Annotated in this window: 18 protein-coding genes; 13 read left to right on the top strand and 5 right to left on the bottom strand. The window is 40.0% G+C overall.

Features of this window, described 5'->3' with window-relative positions; genetic code table 11:
- Positions 1 to 66: 66 nt before the first annotated feature.
- On the bottom strand, positions 67 to 1,248 hold the full coding sequence (locus IPJ16_02950; protein ID MBK7626151.1) for a metallophosphoesterase: 1,182 nt from the start codon (positions 1,246 to 1,248) through the stop codon (positions 67 to 69).
- A gap of 85 nt (positions 1,249 to 1,333) precedes the next feature.
- Between IPJ16_02950 and IPJ16_02945 the strand changes: the two genes are divergently transcribed.
- Positions 1,334 to 1,765: an NUDIX domain-containing protein gene (locus tag IPJ16_02945; protein ID MBK7626150.1), complete on the top strand. Its 432-nt coding sequence runs from the start codon at positions 1,334 to 1,336 to the stop codon at positions 1,763 to 1,765.
- A gap of 81 nt (positions 1,766 to 1,846) precedes the next feature.
- Here IPJ16_02945 and IPJ16_02940 read toward each other — a convergent pair whose 3' ends face one another.
- From IPJ16_02940 to IPJ16_02930, 3 genes are read right to left on the bottom strand one after another with little or no spacing between them, the layout of a single operon-like run.
- A complete protein-coding gene (locus tag IPJ16_02940) occupies positions 1,847 to 3,031 on the bottom strand; it encodes a SpoIIE family protein phosphatase (GenBank protein ID MBK7626149.1) in 1,185 nt (394 codons plus the stop codon).
- Positions 3,032 to 3,034: 3 nt separating this feature from the next.
- Positions 3,035 to 4,924: a 4Fe-4S dicluster domain-containing protein gene (locus IPJ16_02935; protein ID MBK7626148.1), complete on the bottom strand. Its 1,890-nt coding sequence runs from the start codon at positions 4,922 to 4,924 to the stop codon at positions 3,035 to 3,037.
- A 17-nt stretch (positions 4,925 to 4,941) separates the two neighbouring features.
- A complete protein-coding gene (locus tag IPJ16_02930) occupies positions 4,942 to 5,196 on the bottom strand; it encodes a (2Fe-2S) ferredoxin domain-containing protein (GenBank protein MBK7626147.1) in 255 nt (84 codons plus the stop codon).
- Positions 5,197 to 5,505: 309 nt separating this feature from the next.
- On the opposite strand from IPJ16_02930, the gene nuoE reads away from it, so the two are divergent.
- From nuoE to IPJ16_02880, 10 genes are all read left to right on the top strand, one after another.
- Entirely contained in the window at positions 5,506 to 5,976 is a 471-nt protein-coding gene (nuoE, locus tag IPJ16_02925; protein MBK7626146.1) for an NADH-quinone oxidoreductase subunit NuoE, read from the top strand.
- 17 nt (positions 5,977 to 5,993) lie between these two features.
- Positions 5,994 to 7,928, top strand: coding sequence for a 4Fe-4S binding protein (locus IPJ16_02920; GenBank protein MBK7626145.1), 1,935 nt, complete (start codon positions 5,994 to 5,996; stop codon positions 7,926 to 7,928).
- A gap of 5 nt (positions 7,929 to 7,933) precedes the next feature.
- Positions 7,934 to 9,655, top strand: a complete 1,722-nt coding sequence (locus IPJ16_02915) for a (2Fe-2S)-binding protein (GenBank protein ID MBK7626144.1) — start codon at positions 7,934 to 7,936, stop codon at positions 9,653 to 9,655.
- An 18-nt stretch (positions 9,656 to 9,673) separates the two neighbouring features.
- Entirely contained in the window at positions 9,674 to 11,635 is a 1,962-nt protein-coding gene (locus IPJ16_02910; protein ID MBK7626143.1) for a 4Fe-4S dicluster domain-containing protein, read from the top strand.
- Positions 11,636 to 11,755: 120 nt separating this feature from the next.
- Positions 11,756 to 12,151, top strand: coding sequence for a response regulator (locus IPJ16_02905; GenBank protein ID MBK7626142.1), 396 nt, complete (start codon positions 11,756 to 11,758; stop codon positions 12,149 to 12,151).
- 1 nt (position 12,152) lies between these two features.
- Positions 12,153 to 13,289, top strand: coding sequence for a response regulator (locus IPJ16_02900; GenBank protein ID MBK7626141.1), 1,137 nt, complete (start codon positions 12,153 to 12,155; stop codon positions 13,287 to 13,289).
- Between the two features lie 62 nt (positions 13,290 to 13,351).
- Complete coding sequence (locus tag IPJ16_02895; GenBank protein ID MBK7626140.1) at positions 13,352 to 13,978, top strand: redox-sensing transcriptional repressor Rex; 627 nt, start codon at positions 13,352 to 13,354, stop codon at positions 13,976 to 13,978.
- Between the two features lie 14 nt (positions 13,979 to 13,992).
- Positions 13,993 to 14,913 carry an adenylyltransferase/cytidyltransferase family protein gene (locus IPJ16_02890; GenBank protein ID MBK7626139.1) on the top strand — a complete coding sequence of 307 codons (921 nt, stop codon included), beginning with the start codon at positions 13,993 to 13,995 and terminating at the stop codon, positions 14,911 to 14,913.
- Positions 14,914 to 15,044: 131 nt separating this feature from the next.
- The gene (gene hydG / locus IPJ16_02885; protein MBK7626138.1) at positions 15,045 to 16,469 is read left to right on the top strand and encodes a [FeFe] hydrogenase H-cluster radical SAM maturase HydG; all 1,425 of its coding nucleotides are present in this window, start codon (positions 15,045 to 15,047) and stop codon (positions 16,467 to 16,469) included.
- Between the two features lie 131 nt (positions 16,470 to 16,600).
- Complete coding sequence (locus IPJ16_02880; GenBank protein ID MBK7626137.1) at positions 16,601 to 17,125, top strand: hypothetical protein; 525 nt, start codon at positions 16,601 to 16,603, stop codon at positions 17,123 to 17,125.
- A 29-nt stretch (positions 17,126 to 17,154) separates the two neighbouring features.
- Here IPJ16_02880 and IPJ16_02875 read toward each other — a convergent pair whose 3' ends face one another.
- Positions 17,155 to 18,717: an alpha-glucosidase C-terminal domain-containing protein gene (locus IPJ16_02875; protein ID MBK7626136.1), complete on the bottom strand. Its 1,563-nt coding sequence runs from the start codon at positions 18,715 to 18,717 to the stop codon at positions 17,155 to 17,157.
- A gap of 193 nt (positions 18,718 to 18,910) precedes the next feature.
- On the opposite strand from IPJ16_02875, the gene IPJ16_02870 reads away from it, so the two are divergent.
- Complete coding sequence (locus IPJ16_02870) at positions 18,911 to 19,333, top strand: type II toxin-antitoxin system RelE/ParE family toxin (GenBank protein ID MBK7626135.1); 423 nt, start codon at positions 18,911 to 18,913, stop codon at positions 19,331 to 19,333.
- Between the two features lie 179 nt (positions 19,334 to 19,512).
- Positions 19,513 to 22,938: a carboxypeptidase-like regulatory domain-containing protein gene (locus tag IPJ16_02865; protein ID MBK7626134.1), complete on the top strand. Its 3,426-nt coding sequence runs from the start codon at positions 19,513 to 19,515 to the stop codon at positions 22,936 to 22,938.
- Positions 22,939 to 23,145: the final 207 nt, after the last annotated feature.

Here is a 23,145-nt window from a genome sequence, read left to right as displayed (position 1 = left end):
GGGAGAGTAACTACAACGGGCGGCAATTAATTGCTGCCCGTTTCATTTTCAGATGACTTAAGGGAGTTATTCCCTTGTTAGAGTAATAACAGTTATTTCAGGTGGCATACAGATCCTGAAGGGAATTGAAAGCACCCCAAGCCCGCGGTTTACATATTGAACCTGAAGCCCGTTGACGTAAAGACCGTTCCAGTTAGGATAGAAATATTTTGAAGGACTCCACTTGAATCTTTTTGTAATAATACCCATCTGCATACCATGCGTGTGTCCCGAAAGGGTAATATCGATATCTGTCTTTCCTGTGACTTTTTCTTCCCAGTGATTTGGATCGTGACTAAGTAGTATTTTAAGGTCTGCACTGTCTGTCCCGGCAATTGCTTTGTCCAGATCACCATGAATGATATTTGGATGACGTCCTTTTGTCGTTATTCCGATTAGTGCCAGCCTCGCATTTCCGATTCTTACTTCTGCATTTTCGTCATTAAGAACTGTATACCCCGAAGCTTTGATAAGATTGTTCAGAACTGATACATTATTATCTCTGTCAGCTTCAGTGTAATAAGGATGGTAAGTTCCGAAATCGTGATTACCCGCTATCGCAAAATTACCATATTTGCTTTTTGCCCCGGAAAGAATTGTATCGAACCTGCCAAATTCCCTCCAGCCGAAAGTCACAAAATCACCGGTATTTAAGATCAGATCAGGTCTTAGTGCATTGACATTATTTATAACTTTTTCAAGTACTTCCCTGTGATGATGGAATCCGGCAAGGTGCATATCCGATAGCTGCACAATCCTTAGCCCGTCAAGATCAGAGTTTAGCCCCTTAATCTTAATGGTAACCTCTTCTGTTTTAAAATTAAACCTTCCATGCAGAGTGCCTGTAGCAATTATTGTGAATATCACAGCTGCAGTTATTAATCCGGTATTTGTCAGCCATCTTAAGTGATCCCCACTATACCTTTTTATGAATACTCCTGCAAAATGGCAAAGAATAATTATTGTCCTTGGTACGACAACAGCGGCTGTCATTCCTGTAAGGCTCATTAACATCCATACCTGCTGTGGATTGTCAAAAAAGCTTTCATAACCTGCTACTGCAAAAAAGAGAATCCAGAGCCATATACTCAGAATGACATGTATTACAAGCAGAATATAGTACCTGTTTCTTGAATTGCTGAAAAAGTGTTGTCGGAGAACAACAGGCATAAGTATTTCAGCAAAAATCATCAATAACAGCAAAAACATAGGAGATGAATTAGTCTGTAAAATTACGTAATAATTACATATCATGATTATGCTTACATTAGCATCTGTTTAATGACTAGAAGTTATGTCAGAGGTAAAATTCTATGATGCTGTATATGAGCCTGCTACTAAATTGACTTATTCCGTTATCTCAGCCAGATATGAAAAAAAATGGATCTTTGTGCGCCATAATAAACGGACAACATTTGAGATTGCCGGAGGCCATATTGAACCAGGCGAAAGCTCTCATGAAGCTGCGTGCAGGGAATTGATGGAGGAGACCGGAGCTGTTCAGTTCACTATGGAGTGTATTGCCACATATTCAGTAAAAAAAGATGGTATTACAGGCTGGGGCAGACTATATTTCGCTGAAGTAACTGAACTTGGTCCGCTTCCCGAAATCTCAGAAATAGGTGAGGTGATCTTTGACACTAAACTGCCTGAAAAAAACACCCATCCAGATATTCAGCCTTTCCTTTTTACTAAGACACTGGAATATCTGAATGATGGAGAATAGATACGGCTGCTATCTGGAAAATGTCTTGCAGTCTTGCAGTCAGCTTTACTCCGGTCTCCGGTCTTCCGACTTCCGACTTTTTCAAATATACTCAAACGTCACCTTCTTAAGCCACTTCTCTTCAAGAAGCCGGGCAATCCTCTTAACAACTGTTCTCCTTATCTCAAGATCAACAGGCAGGTTGGGATCCTGATGGGCTATATTAATTCTTGTACCGATAACAAAGTGAATCTCATCACTTTCCATTAACAGTCTGACAATTTTATCAGCAGGACCCTTACCCAGTTTTACGCTGTTATTATATGTTTTCAGTATCTCATTCACTTTCTGAAGTGTAAGGATACCTTCGGTGACCAGATCTATGCCTTCAAGAAAACTCTCCGGCGGAAGTTCCGGGTCTTCAAAGATCAGTTCATCAACTATCTTCCTGTTTAGCTGTCGGGCGACTATATCGGCTGTGGTTCCTCCGCAAAGGATAACCTTACCTTTATATCCAACAACTTTGGCAGCCAGTTCTTTATCTTTCTCTTTTTCGTATGGGGGACCGGTGCATACAAGCAGTTTACGCGGTTCCCGAAAATATATTGTTGCACAACTGATATCGTCGCGGGCCTTATAACTGTCATTCTTATGGGCCATTGTTACAATTTTCCCAGCCAGCATAACAGCAGAGATAGAAGCCTCACTATTCACAAGTGCAGCAGCATAAGTTGCAATGTTCTCCCTTTCCCATCCAAAAGGATATGCATCACTTCCCATACCGCTCTGTGATACACCATCAGAGCAGAAGATGATACGGTCCTCTTTTTCTGGCATAAAAGAACAAGTTTTCAGCACTTTCCCCACATGTTTTCCTTTATCGAGCACAACTTTTTTCCACGATGGATCAAATATCTCTTTACCCCTGAGAATTATTGTTGAAGGATTGTCGTATTCAAGGATATTTGTTTTCCCGCTGCTTTCAATATCGACTATTGTGAAAGTGGAGTAGCTTATCTTCCTTTCACTGCAGACAGGCAGAGTATTCATTATTATCTCCGCAATTCTGTCGACCTCCTTATGTTCGCGGGTAAAATTTATCGCCATTGTGGAAGTAAGCGTAGCCAGTATATTCGCTTTTACGCCATGGCCCATTCCATCAGACAGTACGGCAATAACCCTGTCTTCCTCTTTAATGAAGCGGTAAAGGAAAACGTCTCCGCATATCCTCTCGCCGTCATGATTTCTCTGTTGGCTGTTTACCTCTATAAAGAAGTTCCGGTTCACTTTTTATTGTTTGAGATTGGTTTTCAAACCGCCTTTTTTTGACTTATACGACTCAATTATTGAGTTGAGCATCTGTTCTGTTTCGGAAGCACCTTCTCCAAGGAGGAATCCTATTTTTTGTACCATTTCAAGGTTTTTCTCTATTACTTCGCTTACCCTGTTGGTAACCTCTTCTCCCTGAACCTCAGGAGAATAAAGGTCACGGATAATAGCCCCGCACATCTTGTTTTTCTTAATCGGGAAAATCGAGATATTCAGCATCTTATCCTCGAAATGAACATCCTTGCTAACTACAGGCTCATCCTCCTTAATAACAAAAGTGAACATATTGTACACATTAAAGGGGATAAGGGTCTTGATATCTGCCCCTGCCAGTCCTGGTATCACATCGGATATCGCCTTAGCATCTTCCCCGATAATATTTATGAAGCTCTGGTTTGAGTGAAGGATCTTAAGATAATTATCCACAATAACTACACCCGTTGGAAGCTTTTCAAGCATATTATTCATCATGTCGGAAGCACTCTGCGCGATCTCTTTTTCCCTTCTGGCAAGCTCTTCAGAGTCTTTGAGCGCTTTTTTTGTGTCGGCAAGTTTCCTGTTAGTCTGTCTCAGAGTCTCAATATACTCCTGCTTGTTCCGGAGATTATATGTATGGCACATTTCAGGAATGGCGAGACCTTTTGCAACAGTGGAAGCAAATTCCCGGCACGATAGGTAACCACATGCGCCACAATTGATTTCTTCATCCGGATTATCTTTTCCAACAATTTTAAGAACTTCCAGTATGGCATCTTCAGGCGGCTCCGGTATTCTCTGGTCGTCAGGAGTAAAAGTCCTTGTGAAGTCGAGCTTCGACCATTTTTCAATATTCTTTTTCCAGAGCTCCTTATCAAGCACACCGACTCGCTTTTCGGCATAATGCCTTACGAGAGATCTCCTCCTGAAACGCTCATTATGGTGTTGCATCCCCGGTCCAAGCAGACAGCCGTGACAGAAAAAGAGGTTGAAATGGTGTTGTATTGTATCAATGTACTTGTCGAAATCATTTATTGCTTCGAGAATATCTTCTTTACCTGAAGCTGTAATTACACTGCTCGAAACCATATCGCGTTTTATTCCGCCAGCCTGGATTATTCCTGCAGGGAGAGGGTAGAGGGCACCCCAGTTTCCATGCGGAGGATCGAAATCAGACATCTTTACCAGTCTCTCCTGTATTTTGAACTCATCAAAAAGCTCTCTTAACTCAGCAAAGGTTAGTACCCCGTCAACAAGTTTGCCTGACTGATATAAATGTGCTTCATCCTTTGCATCTATACATGGACCTATCTGAACGGTAGCCACTTCAGGTCCATACAGATCTTTTACTACCATAGCAGTTGCTATCATCGGCGATACAAGAGGCGCCAGATTCGGAATAAGTTCAGGATGGAACTTTTCTATCATCTTCACAATGGATGGACAGTTCGCACTGATGAAGTATTTTCCTTCTGCTTTTGCAAAGAGTTTTGCATAGGCTGCAGCTATAAGATCAACCCCGAATGAGACCTCATGAACATAATCGAAGCCCAGCGATCGGATCATAGCCACAAACTTCCGGTAATCGGTTATGTCATCAAATTCAGATGCAATACTTGGTTCTATAAGGGCAGCCGTCTTTCTTTCAGAGGAAAGTAGAGCTTTTACATCTTCATTTGAGTTCCGATAAGCAATTGCATGAGGAGTACAGGAAACATAGCATAGCCCGCAACCAATGCACCTGTCCGGCAGAATAAAGGGATGCGCCTTCTGAGGTTTTACCTCAATGGCATTGACCGGACAAACACGAACGCAGGAATATGAGTTTCTGCATTTTTCATCATCTATATAGAGTACAGGTTTTCTGTCTGACATATCAGCTTCTTTGGTGTTTAAATGAATCGTGCAAATTCTTTCTCCAGGATACTCTCAATTTTTGAAAGAGTAACACCTTCGGTAATGACCCCGTTAATTATGAGGTTTGGCCCGTTGCTGCAGTGTCCCATACAGCGTGCTCCCTTGAAAATTACCCGGTCGTCGAGATGATTTTTTCTCAGATATTCCTTTATAAACATAACAACATCCTTGTTACCTCTTGAAAAACAGGAACTGCCAAGACAAATTTGCATTTCAATTCTCTGAGCCATTTTCTATCTGTTCATAAATAAACAACAACATCAAAAGTACAAATATTTTTCAATCAATATTGACCTACTTTATGCTTAGTTTCACATGATTGACTCAATATTTTGTGATATTTTTTTGCTTTGAAAACGAACAGTATTTTTTTAAAATATTAAGATTGTTCGGTAACTATCAGACATTCAGTATTATATATGCAATAACTGTTCATTAATACAATACATGTTTTATTGTTAATAAAATAACAATGTTTATTTGCTAACAATAAAATCAACTATATTTGTATAGATAATTCTTTACTTTATTATATCCCGATGAGTACAGATCTTGATACAATAATAAAAAAATACAAGCAGGGAAAACGGGAAGATCTTATTCCTCTTCTTCAGGAAATTCAGGAAGACCAGGGGTTTCTTTCTGAAGAGGCAATAGTGAAAACAGGGACTTTCCTGGGATTAAGTACTACTAAGATCTACGGTCTGGCCACTTTTTATGATAAGTTCCGGTTCATTCCTGCCGGTAAAATTCAGATAAAGATTTGTCATGGTACTTCCTGCTTCCTTAACGGCTCACAGTCAATTATTAACAGGATCAAGGAAGAAACCGGAATAAATCCGGGACAAACCACCCGTGATGGGAACTTCAGCTACGAGATAGTGTCATGCATGGGCGGGTGCAATAATGGTCCGGTAATTACAGTTAATGGCGAATTTCACTCTCACGTAAAAGCTGAACAGTTGCCGGAACTTATTAAGAAACTGAAATACGTTATTGATAACGACTAATATACCTGGATGAAAGAATGGAAGATCTGAAGTCATTCCTTATTGAGAAAGTTCTGCTGTTCGAATCAGATACTTTATCATCCGACACCGAAAAAGTGCTAGGTCAGGTGCGCCGTGAAAAGCCTGCCCAGCCTGTTGTTTATCTCTCTTCAGGCACCAGCAGCCTGATAGCCGGATCTGCCCGGACTTACTCCGCAATTGAGAATTATATAAGTGAAAATGCGCTGGAAGCTAAATTGATTAGTGTGGGTTGCACCGGACCTGCAAATTTTGAGCCTCTTGTCTGTGTTCATATTCCCGGAAAAAATAAACTCTTCTTCAGAAATATAACTGAGGAAAAGGTTGAACCTCTTCTTAACGGCGTTTTTCATAATGATATAAATGAAGATGATCTGGCGGGCCAGACAGGTACAAAGGGTTTTGAACTGTGGCCGGGGATTCCGTTTATGGATGAACATCCTTTTTTCTCTAATCAGAAAAGGGTGGTTCTCGGTAATTGCGGCTGTTATGATCCGGAGAGTATTGAAGAATACATTGCCCGGGGAGGGTACCGCTCTTATGTTAAAGCAATACGACACTACACATATGATGAGGTTTGTGATATAATTGAAAAAAGCGGTCTGAGGGGAAGAAGCGGAGGGGGATATCTGACCGGACTTAAATGGAAACATGCCCTTAACACAAATGCGAATGCCCGGTATCTTATCTGCAATGCAAAGGAGAGCGATCCCGGTGCATTTACAGACAGGACAATACTGGAAAGTGACCCTCACAGACTTCTCGAAGGAATAGCAATAGGCGCTTATGCTATTGGTGCTTCAAATGCAATAATCTTCATTCGTTCTGGCTCTGACCACGCCCGTAACAGACTGCAGAGGGCAATAGACAGTGCCAGGGAATTTGGACTATTCGGGCATGATATTTTTTCAAGCGGATATAATCTCGACATTGTTATAAAAAAGGAACCAGGTGCATTCGTCTGCGGTGAAGAGACAGCCCTTATAAATACCCTTGAAGGGAAAAGAGGCATGCCTCAGCTTAAACCTCCCTATCCGACTACTGCAGGTTTATTTGGCAAACCGACAGTGATAAATAATGTGGAAACATTAATGAATGTGCCGCTAATCATGCAGAATGGTCCGGAATGGTTCCGTTCCCTGGGTACGGAAAACAGTCCGGGAACAAAGGTGTTTGCCGTAGCAGGAAAAGGCCGGATGTCAGGCGTTGTGGAAGTTGAGATGGGAACCAGCATAAGAACCATCCTCGAGGATATAGCTGATGGTATCAGGGAAGGAAAAGATTTCAAGGCCATACAGCTGGGAGGTGCATCTGGCTCATTCATAACAAGTGAACACCTCGATCTTACAATTGATTTTGATGAGCTGAGAGAGAATGGTATCGGCATGGGCGCCGGCGGTTTTGTCATTATAGATGAGAATACCTGCATGGTCGACCTTGTCAGATATTACATGGAATTTATCCGTAACGAGAGTTGCGGAAAGTGCATCCCGTGCCGTGAAGGAACGGGCAGGATGCTTGAGATCCTTGAGAGTGTGATCAGGAAACCTCTAAACGAGGAGTCAGGAACTACTCTTGAACGTTTTAAAGGTGTTATGCAGCTCGAGACTATTGCATCGGTGATGAAGGATACATCGCTGTGCGGTCTGGGACAGACAGCTCCAAATCCGTTCATGAGCGCCCTTAAAAACTTCAGGGATGAATTTGAGGAACATATCTTCGACAGGAAATGCCGGGCCAATATATGCCGTGGACTGAGATCGTTTTCAATAGATGTTGAAAAATGTACCGGATGCACTGCCTGCGCCTCAAAATGCCCGGTGAATGCAATTTATGGCACGCGCCTTCAGCCCTTCTTTATTGTTGAGGATAAATGTATTGGCTGCGGGATCTGTTTTGACATATGTAAGTTCAGTGCAATAACTGTTAAATAGCTGATATGCTTTTTACTATACAGGTAAATAATAAGAAAATCAAGGCTGAGAAAGGAGAAACAATCCTTTCAGCTCTTAACCGAAATGGTATTATTATTCCTACCCTTTGCCGGATGAAGGATTTTACTCCGACAGGTGCCTGCAGAATGTGTGTTGTGGAGGTTGAAGGCCGTGAAAGACTTGTAACTGCCTGTTCTCAGCCTGTTGAGGAATGGATGAAGATAAAGACTCACTCTCCCCGTGTTATTCAGGCAAGAAAAACTATTGTTGAATTACTCCTTTCAAACCATCCCGACGATTGCCTCTACTGCGACAGGAACCTTAATTGTGAACTGCAGCGCCTTTCCGAAGAGCTTAATATACGCGAACGGCGAATGCGTGCACGTAAGATAAAGCCCCGTCTCGACCAGTCGAGCCCTGCCATTGTAAGAGAATTGTCAAAATGTATTTTATGCGGCAGGTGCGTAAGAGTCTGTGAAGAGGTAATTACCTGCACTTCATTGGATTTTATAAATAAGGGACGCGAGACACATGTGGGGGCAGCTCTCGACAAAGCCTTTAACTTCTCAAGCTGTGTGCATTGTGGTCAGTGTGTGCTGGTTTGCCCAACGGGAGCACTACATGAAAAACATAATATAACAGAAGTACAGGAATATCTGAATAAACCTGAAATAGTAAAGGTTATTCAATACTCCTCAATGGTTGTTTACGGAATAGCTGAGGAGCTTGGGATGAGGTATACCAAAGATTTTGATAAGCTTCTGAATGCCGTATTACGGAAGATCGGGTTTGATAAAGTATATAAGACGGGCACTGGTACTGACATCTGCATAACCGAAATTACAGACCAGCTAACCGAAAAAATTGAAATTAAGTCTGAAAAGCCATTATATATTTCTGCTTGTCCGGCCTGGGTAAAATATGCTGAACAGTTTTTACCATCTCTCTTGCCTCAGCTCTCAACTGTTAAATCACCGCAACAGATTACCGGTGCATTGATCAAGACTCTTGTTGCGAACCAGTTAGGAGTGAAACCAGCGGAGATCTTTTCAGTATCAGCAACTCCCTGCATGGCTATGAAATTTGAAGCAAGACGCGATGGTATGATGAGAAAGGGCATCAGCGATGTTGATTCTGTGCTCACAGTGAGGGAACTGGCACGTCTGATCAGACTTTACGGAATTGATACTTCAAATATTGAACGCGAACCTGCTGATGAGCCTCTTGCAGGAAGGAGTTCTGCTGCAATAATGGCTGAGGTTTCAGGAGGTATGGCTGAAGGTGTAATCAGGCTATACCATTATCGTAAAATGAAGAAAGAGCCTGATAAACTTGTCTTTAAGAAAATGAGATCAGGGGGAAACTTCAGGGAATCAACAATATCAGTAGGTGATGAGGTTATCTCAGTTGCAGTTGTAGACGGATTAACGGGGTTAGAAAAACTCAGGACCAATATTGCTGCAGGTAAAAAGTATGATCTGGTAGAGGTAATGACTTGTCCGGGAGGTTGTGTTCACGGAGCCGGCCTGCCTTTCAGTCCGTCAAAGGATGAGATAAAAAGCCGTGCGAAACTGGTCTATCAGTCTGACGAGACAGAAGCAATTAATCTGCCATGTAAGTCACCTGCATGTATCAATTTGTACGATAAGCTGTTAAAAGAGAATAGTGATATCTCTGACAAAAAAATATTTTACACCCATTTCGAGAAGAGAAACGTGTTATTATGATCAGCAAACTAAACTGATATGTTGGTTTATACTATAAAGGAACTTTGCCGTACATGCTATACCTGCGTCAGGGAATGCCCTGCAAAGGCTATACGTATAGTTGGTGGACAGGCTGAGGTAATCGACGAACGTTGTATTGCCTGTGGTAACTGTACAAAGGTCTGCAGTCAGGGAGCCAAAGTGTTTCTGAACACGATCGACAGGGTAGTAAAACTTCTTGAGGGTGATGCCAAAGTTGCTGCAATTATTGCTCCAAGTTTTCCTGCAGAGTTTTCTGATATCCCCGATCACAGGGTTTTGAACGGAATGATAAAAGGACTTGGATTTGAGTACGTTGCAGAGGTCTCTTTCGGGGCGGATCTTGTAGCTGACAGGTACAGGAAGCTGGTGAACGAGAGTAAGAATTTTTATATTTCCTCCGATTGTCCTTCGATTGTTACTTATGTTAAATTCTACCATCCTGCACTGGTAGATAACCTTGCCCCGGTTGTGTCACCGATGGTGGCAATTAGCAGGGTTATCAGAAAAAAGTATGGGAGCGATACCAAAATAGTCTTCATCGGTCCGTGCATTGCTAAAAAAGCCGAAAGCACCGAGATTGATGAAGCTATAACTTTTACTGAGCTGAGAGATATGCTGGCAGACAGGAATATTACTCCTGATACCTGTCAGCCTGCAGAGTTTGATCAGCCTGTCGGAGGACGGGGAGCTATTTTTCCTGTTGCAAGAGGATTATTACAGACCGCCAAAATAAGCGATAATGCTATTACCGGAAATATAATTGCAGCAGAGGGAAGGATCGATTTTCAGGGTGCACTTAAAGAGTTTGAGGCCGGACTAATTAAGAACCAGCACATGGAACTGCTTTGCTGTGAAGGGTGTATCATGGGCCCGGGATTATCAAAAAACGGCAAACAATATAACAGACGTTCGCTGGTGAGTTCATATGCTAATAGCAAGATGCAAAATATCGATAATGAGAGCTGGCAGAAATCATTTGATGAGTATGCAGATCTCGATCTTTCTATTCGTCATAAGGCTGAAGAACCCAGAGTAGAACAACTTGCTGAAAATGATGTAATTGATGTTCTGCAGAAAATGGGAAAATTCACAAGGAAAGACCAGCTCGATTGTGGTGCATGCGGTTACGAAAGTTGCGTGGAACATGCAATTGCTATTAAAAAAGGTCTCGCAGAAGTTGAGATGTGCCTTCCATATACTATTGAAAAGCTTCATAAATCAGTCAAGGATCTTGCGCTTTCAAATGAGAAGCTCTCGTCAATGAAGCAGGCTCTTAAACAGTCAGAGAAGCTTGCTCATATGGGACAGCTATCTGCCGGTATAGCACATGAACTGAATAATCCGCTTGGAGTTGTAATAATGTACAGCAATATCCTTCTTGAAGAGTCAGAAGCGGGAGATCCGGTGCGGGAAGATCTTAAACTTATTGTTGATCAGGCTGCACGCTGCAAGAAAATAGTAGCAGGACTCCTTAACTTTGCAAGAAAGAATCAGGTTAATCATCAGCAGGTCAATATAAAGGAGCTGATTGATCATAGTCTGGAGAGTCTTATAATCCCTGCAAAAGTTAAGATTTCGATAACAGATAACATGACCAGTCCCGATGCCATGCTCGACACCGAGCAAATGATGCAGGTGCTGACCAACCTTATCAAAAATGCATTCGAGGCTATGCCCGATGGCGGTTTAATAAATATTAAACTTGAGGATACTCTCAGCGATATAATAATTATTCTGAGTGATACGGGTACCGGAATTAAGGAGGAGGACAGGGCTAAGATCTTCGAGCCTTTCTTCACAACAAAAAGTATCGGGCAGGGTACTGGTCTTGGACTGGCGACTGCTTATGGTATAGTAAAGATGCATAAGGGACAGATTAGTGCGGAGTCAAATACTGATCCGGATAAAGGGCCAACGGGAACGAGTTTTAAGATTGTGTTGCCAAGGAGGAAGGCGTAGGCTCTATGCATCTTTGATCATTGAACAAAAAGTAGTTTTGAGATGTTAATTAATTAACAATAAATCATATTTATCATATTAACTCTTTGATTTAAAGTTTTTTTAGAAATTTGTGGAAAGATGAAGAAGAGTGACTTTACGATTCTGGTGGCTGACGATGATCCCGATTATCTTTTTCAGACAGTATTCAATCTTGAAAAAGCAGGGTATAAGACGATGGCAGTTGAGAGTCAGGCTGAGGCTGAATCGGTTATTGCAAAGTTTAAACCAAACCTTGCAATATTCGACCTGATGATGGAGAGTGACGACAGTGGTTTTATTCTTTGTTATAAGATTAAGAGAAAATATCCTGATGTCCCGGTTATTCTTGCAACCGCTGTATCGCATGAAACGGGAATGTCGTTCAGCATAGATTCGGAGCAGGAGAAATCGTGGATCAGAGCGGATGTCTATCTTGAAAAAGGGATCAGGCCTGAACAGCTCGATCAGGAGGTAATGAAACTATTAAAACTTTAACATGGCAGTTTTAAAGGTGCTTGTGATTGACGATGAACCCGGTATCCGCTCCGGTGTTTCACGTATTTTGAACAACTTCCATGTTACTTATCCTTTTATGGAAGAGGATTATACCTTTGAAGTTACAGAGGCTGCCACCGGTGAAGACGGTATAGAAATCCTTGAAAGAGAGATGCCTGATATACTGTTACTCGATAATAAATTGCCGGGAATACAGGGTGTTGAAGTTCTGGAGTATATCAGAAAAAGGAATTACGACATTGTAGTTGCAATGATTACTTCCTATGCTTCTCTTGATGTTGCTATAAGAGCAACACGCGACGGAGCAATAGATTTCATTCCGAAACCTTTTACTCCCCAGGAACTTAAATCAAGTATTGAGAACATTACAAAGCAACAGTATCTCAAGAGGATAACTCATAAAATGAAGCAGGAGGGGAAAAAGATCAGATATCAGTTTCTCTCTGTTCTGTCACACGAACTCAAAGCTCCCCTGAACGCACTTGAGGGTTACCTGAGGATGATGCAAGCCAAGCAGGCCGGAGATATGATTGATGATTATGCAACACCTATCGAAAGATCGTTGCAAAGGATACAGGGAATGAGAAACCTGATAATGGATCTTCTTGATTTTACCAAGATAAGACTTGAAAGGAAAGAAGAGAAGGTTGAGGAGGTGAATCTTTCTGAAATTGCTTCCGCCGCAATCGTTACAGTTCAGCCATATGCAATTCAGATGGATGTTTCAATTAACCTTGACATAAGGTCAGAAGCAATAATAATGGCCGATCCTGTGGATATGGAGATTGTTTTCAATAATCTTATCTCCAACGCAGTTAAATACAATAAAGTAGGAGGAAAGGCAGAAATAACAATCGACTCTTCTGATAGTGAAGTGATTCTGATCATTTCTGATACAGGTATTGGAATTACAAAGAGTGATACTGAAAACCTTTTTACCGAATTTGTCAGAATCAAGAATGAGAAAACAAGAAATATTTCGGGAAGCGGATTAGGCCTTTCAATTGTTAAGAAAGTTGTCGAGTTATATCATGGTACTATTAATGTTGATAGTACTCCGGATGTAGGAACCGTATTCACGATAAGAATACCAAAGAAACAGATTACAATAACCTGAAAACAGAAACCAATCTTAAACAGTCAGAGAAAGTACCCCAGTACAATTAAAATCGATATTTTATGATTAAACTACCAGGAAAAACCGTAGAAAGGCTTAGTGAATACAGAAGGACACTTCTGGAATGCCTGAATGAAAAAAGGAATTTTATTTTTTCTCATGATCTGGCTGCCAGGCTGCATATCACGGCAGTTCAGGTACGTCGCGATCTTATGCTCATCGGTTATTCAAGTGTCCTGAGAAAAGGATACGACGTAAGAGAGCTTATCGATACCATCGGAAATATAATTGATTCGGAAGAGAGTGTAAATGTTGCAGTTATAGGTATTGGTAACCTTGGAAGAGCTGTTGCAGGGTATTTCAAGGGAAAACGTTCAAAACTGAACCTGGTGGCATCTTTCGATAACGATCCGCAGAAAGTTAATAAGGTCATTTCGGGGGTCAAGTGTTACTCTTACAGTGATATCGAAAAGATAATTAAGGAGCTTGATATCAGAATTGCGATTCTGACTGTTCCGCCGGATTTCGCCAGGGAGATATCTGAGGAGATAGTACGTTTTGGAATAAAGGGTATACTGAATTTTACAACTATCCCGCTTAATGAACCATCAGAAGTCTATCTTGAAGAATACGATATGATAACCTCTATTGAGAAAGTTGCCTACTTTGTGAAGGAGAGCAAAATTTAGGACAAGGTTGCAACATGAAGATTTTCAGGAGCTTTGAAGATGCAAAGGTTATAAAAAATCCTGTTGTAACTACCGGTTCGTTCGATGGTGTTCACATTGGACATAAAACGATCCTCAACCGTCTTAAAATGCTCGCTGAAAAGCAAAACGGAGAATCTGTACTAATCACATTCGATCCGCATCCGAGAAAGGTTCTTTATCCCGATACTGCCGGGAAAGAACTTAAACTGATTAATTCACAGGAAGAGAAACTGGCTCTTCTTGAGAAAGCCGGACTCAATAATGTCATCATAATTGAATTTACAAAGGAATTCTCACGGGTAACAAGCGAGCAGTTCGTGCGTGACTTCCTTCATGGCCTCCTCCATGCAAAGGTTGTGGTTGTTGGTTTTAATCATCACTTCGGGTTTAATAAGGAGGGCGATTATAAGCAACTGTGGTCGTGGCAGGAGAAATACAATTTTGAAGCGGAAGAGATCCCTGAACAGGAGGTCTACCACGAAACGGTAAGCTCAACAAGGATCCGCCAGGCTATAAGTGAAGGCTACATACAGCGGGCTAATGCGTATCTCGATCATTATTATATTGTGATGGGAAAACCTGAGAATACTGACCGGGTGATTGGTTCTGAACTGCCGCATTTGCTGAACGTTCCTATTACTGAAGAGTGTAAAATCCTACCTTCTCCCGGAATATATGCTGTCTCTGTTGAATCCGGGTCTGACTATTCTAAGGGGATGGTAATTATTAACAGGGAGAACGGCGAAAGAGCTAAGGTTTTGATCAATATTTTTGATGACAATAATCACCTTCAGAATTCAAAAGTATCGATACTGTTCCATAAAAAAATCCATGGCGCTGTAAATCTGTCAGACACTCGTTCTGCACCGAAGATTGCTTCTGCAAAAGTTGAAATTTCAGACCTCATTTACTGACAAGAATCATCTGTATTCGCTCATTAATTGATTAACTTTGCGATCAAATACCTCACCCCAACCCCTCTCCCTTCGCCTTCGCGTAGCTTCTGCGAAGCAAGGCGGGGGAGAGGGGCTTAATAAACTATTTAATGAAGTTTTCACCTGAAAAATTATCCATCCCCGATCAGAGGATGAAACCATTCATAGATCCGGAGGAGATCTGGAATCTGATCAATAATACAAAACCCGAAAAACAGAGGGTCAGAGATGTTATTGCAAAATCGCTCGATAAAAACAGACTTACACTTGAGGAGACTGCTGTTCTTGTTAATGCTGTTGGAACAGACCTGGTTGATGAAATAAAACAGGGTGCCCGCACACTCAAGGAAAAAGTCTATGGCAACCGTATTGTTCTTTTTGCACCGTTATATGTAGGCAACAGATGCACAAACAATTGCAAATACTGCGGTTTCAGGGCTTCAAATTCTGATGCAGTAAGAATGACTCTTGACGATAATGCCATTATACATGAGGTTGAGGCACTGGAAGATAACGGACAAAAACGGTTAATTCTCGTTTATGGGGAACACCCCGATTATTCACCGGAGTATATTGCACATACTGTTAAACTTGTATATGGTGTAAAAAAAGGACATGGCGAAATCCGGAGAGTTAACATAAATGCTGCACCTCTTGATATTGAGGGATTCAGAACTGTCGGTGAATCAGGTATCGGCACATATCAGGTGTTTCAGGAAACTTACCATCCCGAAGCATATAAGTGGTACCATCTGGGAGGGAAAAAAAGAGACTACGAATATCGGCTTACAGCACTCGACAGGGCACAGGAAGCAGGGATAGATGATGTTGGCATAGGTGCACTGTTCGGATTGTACGACTGGCGCTTTGAGGTACTCGGACTGGTGCGTCATACAAACCATCTTGAGGCATGTTATAATGTTGGTCCTCATACAATTTCATTTCCAAGGATCAAAGATGCTGCAACCCTTAATCTCGATAATAAGTATGAGACCACCGATGATGAATTTAAGAAACTGGTGGCAATTCTTCGTCTGGCTGTCCCTTATACAGGATTAATCCTTACAGCACGTGAATCTCCTGAGACACGCAGGGAGGTAATGCAATATGGTGTATCACAGATAGATGGAGGAACAAAACTTGAGCTTGGTTCATATTCAGATACAAAAAATGAAGAGCAGAATCTGAATAAGGAGCAATTCAAGATAAATGATGCCAGATCACTTGCTGAAATTGTTGATGAGCTCCTTGAAAATGATTACATCCCCTCATTCTGTACTTCATGCTACAGGATGGGCAGAACTGGGGAGCACTTCATGGAGTTCTCTGTACCCGGATTTATTAAGCGTTTCTGTACTCCAAATGCGATTCTTACTCTTTCAGAATATATATGTGATTATGCACAGGGTGAGACAATTGACAAAGGATGGAAGGTGATTGAAAAAAATCTCGAAAAACTTGAACCAGCAGTTGCTGCTACTACAAGGGAGAAGATTGAGAAGATTAAGACGGGAGAGAGGGACTTATACTTTTAATTTGAAGGGGAGAAAGGGAGAAGAGGAGAGGGGGAGAAGAAAAGAATAAGGGATTAAGGGACTCCGTGTGACTCAGTGTAATCCGTGTCTCCGTGGTAAAAAAAATTAAGTGTAAATAATATTCAGGCGCTATGATTAAGGTACTAGGAATAAAAATCATCGACAGGATCAAGGAAGCCGGTCTGACCCAGGAGATCTTATCCCGTCATGCTACTCTAATTACAACCCGTCTCGGGTTTCACGAAGTAAGCGACTCAGTCTGCAGCCGTGAAGCATATATTATCCTTCATCTTAATGGCGATCCCTCCGATACAGATAATCTCAGATCTGAACTGGAAGCTCTTGGCGGAGTAGTTATCAGGGAAATGGTCTTTACAGCTGATAAGGAGAAACTTAATAAAATACCCGGTGCAGGAAGTGTTGAGATCCTTGGCTTACTTGTTGAAAGAAACCGCGATGTAATTCTGTCTGTCCAGAAACTTCTTACATCATACGGATGCAACATCCGCACCCGCCTTGGTGTTAATGAGGTCTTCTTTGGCGAGCCGGCAGGACTTATTATCCTCGAATTAAAAGGAGATCTTGCCCAGCGCCTCCTTCTCGAAAGAGACCTGAAGGAGCTGAAACAGGTTCACGTTAGGACTATGGTGTTCTAGCCCGTAGGTCCCTGAATTTCATATCCAGATTATTTTGTCAAAATTACTGTTGAATAACCAGGAATTGTAACCTGATTATTTTTAGTTTGGGCTGCTTTGCCAGCAAAATAGACTACATTAAATTCCTTCAAATTCGCCGGTAAATTAAATTTCTGACTTTTATCGGATAGATTGTGAATCACAACCAATCGCTCTCTTTCATCAGATCTGATAAATGCACAGATTGACTTATTGGCGGTTTCTACAGGAATTAATTCGCCATACGTCAGAGCATAACTCTTATTTCTCAGTTTTATTAATGTTTTATAATAATTAAGCAATGAACTTTTTTCGGCTGACTGTTGTGATACCGGTATAATTGTTGAATCGGTTGAAAAACGAGGTTTAATCCAGAAAGTTCTGGTTTTATCGTTCTCTTTTTTATCCCACAAAAAGGGTTCCCTTATATTTTCATCTGGTTTTTGTCCCAGCATCCCAATTTCTTCGCCATAATACAGATATGGGGAGCCTGGAAGTGTGAGTAATAATGCAACGGCCATTTTTTCTTTATCCGCATTGCCATTAACACTGCTCATAACACGATCCTGATCATGATTAGTTAAAAATGTCGCATCAATATATTCAGGATTAATTTTTTTATAGAAGTCTTCAATCTCTTTGTGTTTTGAAACGAGAGTACTTCCATTTCCTTCATTTACTGCTTTGATAATCTCTCCTCCCATATCAAAATTAAACAAGGCTGGTATTCCTTTCAGGTATGGTCCAACAAGCTCCGCCGGAGCCCATACTTCACCGACAATATATACATCCTTGTTCACGGTTTTCATTTCCTGCAGAAAATACTCCCACCATTTATGATTATCAGTGGCTCTTTCATCAGGGAATATATGGCGGGCTGCATCTAAACGAAATCCATCTACTCCGACATCACTCAACCAGAACTTTCCAATTTTAAAAACTTCCTGCTGTAATTTTGGATTATCAAAATTTAGATCCGGCATATTTCTGGTGAAATGAGAAAAATACAAATAATCACTATTTGGGACTGCATTCCAATTACTTCTGATTTTCCTTTGTGTTCCATCAGGTGCTGTTATAGATACTGGTTGTACCCTGGGATCATTTTTATGCGCCCATACATAATAATCCCAATACTTAATATGTTCATCTTTCAATGCCTCTTTAAACCATTGATTCTGACTACCTGAATGGTTAAATACCATGTCCATAACAACCTTAATATTTCTTTTATGAGCTTCCTTTACGAAATTCTTAAACTCCGCGAGTGTCCCGTAATTGGGATGAATATCATAATAATCGGAAACATCATACTTATGATAGGTTGGAGAAGGATTCATTGGCATCAGCCATATACCTTCGATTCCTAATTCCTGAAGGTAATCAAGTTTTGAAATCATACCATTTATATCCCCGATTCCATCACCATCAGAGTCGGCAAAAGACTGAACAAATATTTCATAGGTTATTCCCCTTGGCCATTTACTGACGTTTTGTTTATCCTGGGCTCTTAATGTGCTGACAAACAACAATATTATGAGTGAGCAGATGCTGATCTTAATAGCTTTTTTCATATTGATGGTTTGAATTTTTTTTATAATAAAGTCATCTTAAAAATAGTGAAAGTATTTGCATTTATAGTTCGTGACTTAAAATGGTTTCGTCTTTTAGAGTAAGTTATTTTTAAACTTTAGTTATCTTTGAGAAAAGGTTTATACAATGACAGTATCCGATTTAAAACTGAGAATTTTCCGCCAGATTGATTCATTGGAAAAGAACAAACTTGAAGAGTTTTACGGACTTTTGATGAATTATATCAACGGACAAAAAGATATTTCTGATTGGGACAAGCTTACCGAATTTCAAAAAAAGGAATCCTGGATGCTATTGATGAGGTTGAATCGGGTAAAGGAATTTCCAACAAAATTGTCATTGATAAATTCCGAAAGAAATACCCAAATGCCTAAACCAATTCTCTGGTCTCCTTTAGCAGAAGATGATTTTGCAAATATTCTCGATTACCTTGACAAGCACTGGGGGAATAAGGTAGTTAATAACTTTATTGATTTGACTGAGAATCTTTTGATTCTGATCTCAGAAAATCCAAAACAGTATCCACTCTTCCATAAAAGAAAAGGGTTAGAAAGTGTGTACTTACAAAGCACAATTCTTTGTTCTACAGAGATATGAATTCCTCTATTGAAATACTTAGAATTTACGATTCCCGGCAAGATCCGAATACACTTAAATTCAAATAAGCATTTCAATTATCCTGTTTAGTTTCTGATCACAGACTTTAACTTAAATAATTATTTCATATTTAAATATTTTTACCTAAATTTATAGGTAATGCTATTAGTTTCCAGGATATGAAGAAGTTTATATCATTATTGATATTCAGTAATCTGTTTTTAGGATCTTATAGTCAGGTTATTAAGGGAAAAATTCTTGACAAAGAAACAAAAAATCCAATTTCATTTGCAGTAGTCTATTTTGACGGAACTTCAGTTGCATCATATACAGATGAGAATGGAATATTTAATCTTGATATCAGGAAAAATTCTGCAATGCCGCTCACAATAAGTGCATTAGGCTATTATTCTACCAATATCAGTGATTTCTTATCTGCGAAAGACATTATTGTATACCTGACTCCGAAAGTATTCGAAATGAAGGATGTTAATGTAAGTGCAAAGGGAAATCCAAAGATCAGAAAGCAGAACCTGGCAATTTTCAGAAAAGAATTCCTGGGCAGGACGAACAATGCAAAAGATTGCGAAATTGTTAATGAAGATGATATTAAGTTCATCACCAGCCCTGATAAAGACACATTAAAAGCATTTTCGATTAAACCGATTTTTATAATTAATAAGGGATTAGGCTATAAAATTACATACTACCTCAATAAGTTTGAATACATAAAATCAGGGTATCTCAATCAAATAATTGGTAACTCTTTATTCGATGATGATACTACTGCGACAACTGATAAACAGAGTTTTGAAATTAAAAGGAACAATACATACTTTGGATCGAAGATGCATTTTATTAGGTCTCTCTGGAATGATGAGCTGAAATCAGCAGGATACATAATAAAAAACCTTAACCAACAACTTTCTTATAAAGATCTGGTCAGAAATCAACTAAGTACTGATCCATCCCAGCGCAAAAAAGTCATCTACTATTCCAAATCCATTCCCATACTTTTCTCTGTTAAATGGACTACAGCCAAGTCTGAAAGTGGAATGGAATTACTGAGAAACAATATTCTGTTTGATGAAAATGGCTTTTATAAAGGTCCCGGAATTATCTGGCATGGCGAAATGGCAAAGCAGGGGATCGCAGACTTACTTCCTTATGATTTCCAGCCTTCTGTAAGACAGCAAGATAAATCTCTGATAGATATCAGGTCTGTTGATTCTCTTTCAAAGATTGAATCAGATGACCAAACTGCAGAATTAGCTGAAAAAGTCTATTTACATACTGATCGTGATTATTATAATCTAGGTGATGATATCTGGTTTAAAGCATATGTGATAAATGATTTAACAAATGTACTTTCTGACAGCTCCCGGAATCTTCATGTGGAACTCATTTCTCCTTCATTTGAAATAATTGACAGCAGAACAATAAGACTGGATAATGGCCTGGGAAATGGTGACTTTACTCTGTCGGATAATCTCTTGTCAGGCACATACAGGATCAGAGCATATACAAACTATATGCGGAACTTTGGAGATAAATTATTCTTCAATAAAGACATTTCAATTATTAATTCAAATGATACAGCCAGTTCCACGTCTGATGCCATAAATTACATAAATCGTTCACTGGAAATCAGTTTCTTTCCTGAAAGTGGTTCGTTAGTTGATAATGTTACTTCTGTAGTCGCATTCAAAGCTGAAAATGCCACGGGATCGGGGTGTGATGTTTCGGGTGAGGTTTACTCATCTGCCGGAGACTTAATTACAACTTTCAGGAGTACTCACCTTGGTATGGGTTCATTTATATTAAAACCATTACCTGGTTCAAACTATTATGTAACTGTTAAAAACTCAGATGGTGATTTAATCAGACGGGAAATTCCAAAAAGTTTTCCTAAAGGTTTTGTTTTAAATGCAAGTGAAAACCAGCGGAATGAACATAAAATAGTACTTAAGACAAATCCTGAAACATTGCCCGATTTTATTGGCAAGGATCTTTTACTTACGATTTCAACTCATAACAAGATCCTGAAGTCACTCATTATAAAACCAGATTCACTCAATAACAGCTTTATTCTGCCGACTGAAGACCTATCTGACGGTATTTTAATGATTACCTTATACAGTCTTGATAATTATCCACTGTGCGAAAGACTGATATACCTTCAGAACAGGGAAGATCTTGATCTCAAAATTGAAACTGATAAATCAATTTATAAGCAGCGTGATTCGGTTTCTGTAAAACTATCATTAATTGATGATTCCGGATCAGAGCAGGAAGCATTTATGTCATTATCCGCGACTGAGAGTATTTATACAAAAAGAACATTTACGTTTCCAACAACGATTTCTTCCTGGTTTCTACTTGAATCAGATGTGCGAGGGAAGGTTGAAGATCCAGCATATTATTTCGATCCGTCAAATTTCAATCGTTTGAAAGATCTTGATCTTCTTTTGCTTACACAGGGTTGGCGTGATTTTGAATGGAAATATAAAGAAGCAAAATACTTGCCGGAGTCGGGCTTTTCTATAAGCGGAAAAGTAAGAAAAACGTTTTTGGATGCACCTTATGTAAACATTCCAGTCAATATTGGAATTTTTCAGGGAGAGAAGAATATTATTACTACAGTACAGACAGATTCAGCTGGACGATTTAGACTTTTTTTGGATAATCTGGCAGGTAGTGCAAGATTGGTTGTTAATGTGGCTGATAAAAATGGAAATTTTAGGGGTAAAGTGAAATTGGATTCACTCGGATTTGTACCTGCTAGAATTCAATCAAATAGTTCAAATGACGAAACATCTGTCAGCCTTACGCTAAATGAGGTAAATAATTTTTCAATACTATTGCAAACCAGCGAATTTCGAAATAATATCAAGAAAAAGTATTCCCTCTCTGATACAATCTTAATTGGAGAGGTCAATATATATGCAAGAAGGAAGGAAACACCCAGAGAGAGTCATATTAAACAGAGCCGCATTGTCTATGGACAACCTGATAAAGAAGTAATAGTTACTAATGAGTTAGCAAGTCTAAGAACTATAAAGGACTTATTGGTAGGTAGAGTGGCAGGAGTATATCCTCTTGGTTCAGGAATAAGAATCCGTGGATATGGTTCTTCTCTTGAAGGGAGTGATTTACCTTTATGCCTGCTCGATGGAATGGTGGTTTCATATGGGCAAGTTTCATCCTTGCCTCTATTTTGGATTGATAGAGTTGATGTTATAATGTCTGAAAAGACTGCAGCTTTTGGAGTCAGAGGAGCCAATGGGGTCATTTCAGTAATCACCAAAACTTTTGATAAATTACCATATAAGGCAGAATCTTATTCAATTAATTCAACGATTTATGGTTATGATACCCCCAGGATTTTCTATTCACCTAAGCATACCTCGAAATTTCAAACCGGACAACTTCCTGATATGAGATCAACTTTGTACTGGTTTCCGGATATAAAGGTGGTAACTAATCAGGACTATCTTATCAAGTTTTATAATGCGGATGTTTCTTCAACTTATAAGATTATTGTTGAAGGTATGACCTCAGGCGGAATTCCTGTGACAAGTAGGGTTGAGTATGAGGTGAAATAATTCTGCCGTATTTTAGTTTATAGAAGCATTTCTTTTACCCCCCGGGGATCCTTCGCTAACGCTCAGGATGACATGGATCTGGGTATTTGTAAGGGGAAAAAGTGGCGATTCGTAAATTGCTTTTTTATGGACACAGTCTTTCGTCAAATCGCCACTTTTTTCCCTCTATGATCCCAAAAAGCACTGTCATCCTGAGCGTTAGCGAAG

Source organism: Bacteroidales bacterium, assembly GCA_016709865.1.
Classification (GTDB): Bacteria; Bacteroidota; Bacteroidia; order Bacteroidales; family VadinHA17; genus LD21.
This window is presented reverse-complemented; position numbering and strand designations above follow the sequence as displayed.